General features: G+C 37.2%; 1 protein-coding gene. It reads right to left on the bottom strand.

Going from position 1 to position 1,510, the window contains the following annotated elements; all coding sequences use genetic code 11:
* Positions 1 to 105 precede the first annotated feature (105 nt).
* Positions 106 to 987: a bestrophin family protein gene (locus tag L1283_RS28440; RefSeq protein ID WP_088160814.1), complete on the bottom strand. Its 882-nt coding sequence runs from the start codon at positions 985 to 987 to the stop codon at positions 106 to 108.
* Positions 988 to 1,510 lie beyond the last annotated feature (523 nt).

Consider the following 1,510-nt stretch of genomic DNA (forward strand, 5'->3'; position numbering starts at 1 on the left):
AGATTGAAAAATAGGGGTCAATATCGAAATGATGAAAAAAGCTATGCTTGTACCACAGAAATCCAATCCTAAAATTTATTTAGGACACATATGTTTACAGATATATTACATTTCATAATAAGAATCATTTTTGGGATTTGCCGGAATATCTATTTCTCCAATCATTTCCAAAAGGTTTATCTCGATGGTTTGTGCAAGCGAAGTCATTGGTGTATCAACTGGCGTACCCTCAAAAGGATCCTGCATAATGATGGCTGTCTTTTCAATGGCAATAAAGAGTATTGGTATAATCATGGTCATTACGATCTCAATAGTTAACTGAGAATCTTCGAGCCCGAAAGGCAAAATCGCGGCAAAGACGTAGATCAAGGTGTGTACCATCATGCTATATGATCTGGGAAAGACCGTATTCTTAATACGTTCACACTTACCCATGCTGTCGCATAACCTACCTATTGTTTCATTTAGCTGAACCTGTTGAATATCCGTTATCGCTCCACTGAAAGCGAGATGTCTGATTGCATTTGAATGTCTATCCAATATTGCATTGGGTATATTTGTGGCTTTTATCCCGTGGAAATGCAGATAAGCCTGAACTTTAGGTGAAAACTCCAGCTTTCGGAGCGATTCTCCCAGCGCATAAGTCCAGATAATTTGTCGGTCCACAAATTCTTTTATTTCGTATCGGGGACTTTCGGGAGCATATTGAATAAACTGCCTTAGTAAATTCCTGGAGTCATTAACAATAGCTCCCCATATTGTTCTGGCTTCCCACCAGCGCTCATAGGATTGAGCCGTTCTAAAGGCCAGTAGTAGGGAAACAGCCGTTCCGATCAGAGCAGGAATACTCAGCGGCAAGGATACTTTTTTAAAAGTCGGATGCATATCAACCACGCCGATCGATATGGCGAATATAGAGATCAGAATGAATTGTGTCTTTATCTCATTTATAAAGTACCAAATTGATATTTTTCGATTTAATAACATAACTGAATATTCTAGGTTTGTGAAGAACAATAATCATTCTTTATATTTTTAGACGGATGTACATTTAGATAATGAACAATTAATTATAAATCTTGGTTTCCCCCTTCCGAAACCGATTTCAATATTTTCAATATTGTTCATAGCAAAACAAAAATACAGTGTAAATGCTGGTCAAACACATCTTCAAGTAAATTCCATACCTGAAGGAGCTGTTGTCGAAATTTTTCATAATACTGCCAGCGGATCACTTCATAGTATATTGTAGATTTCGGATAAACTGACCATGCGATTCCGTGGCAAATTGACCACCTGATCTCCTGGCGAAGTTAGCTTTGGTGCTGTAGGAGTAATGTCATCAAAAGTAATAATTAATACGTATCTATTCTGGTTTTATTTTCAAGCTGAACAGACCGCTTCTTTCTCATGGATTCTCCAGACTTATGGAAAGCTTTCCATAATAAAGGCTATGACAACAATATGGATATGTAAAGTCCATTATCAGATCTCTTCTCAAAATTCATTT

Source organism: Sphingobacterium sp. HSC-15S19, from assembly GCF_050433745.1.
GTDB lineage: Bacteria > Bacteroidota > Bacteroidia > Sphingobacteriales > Sphingobacteriaceae > Sphingobacterium > Sphingobacterium siyangense.

What these genes read in the sequence shown, in the direction of transcription:
- L1283_RS28440 (WP_088160814.1), bottom strand. Translation starts at nt 987, where the DNA reads ATGTTATTAAATCGAAAAATATCAATTTGGTACTTTATAAATGAGATA.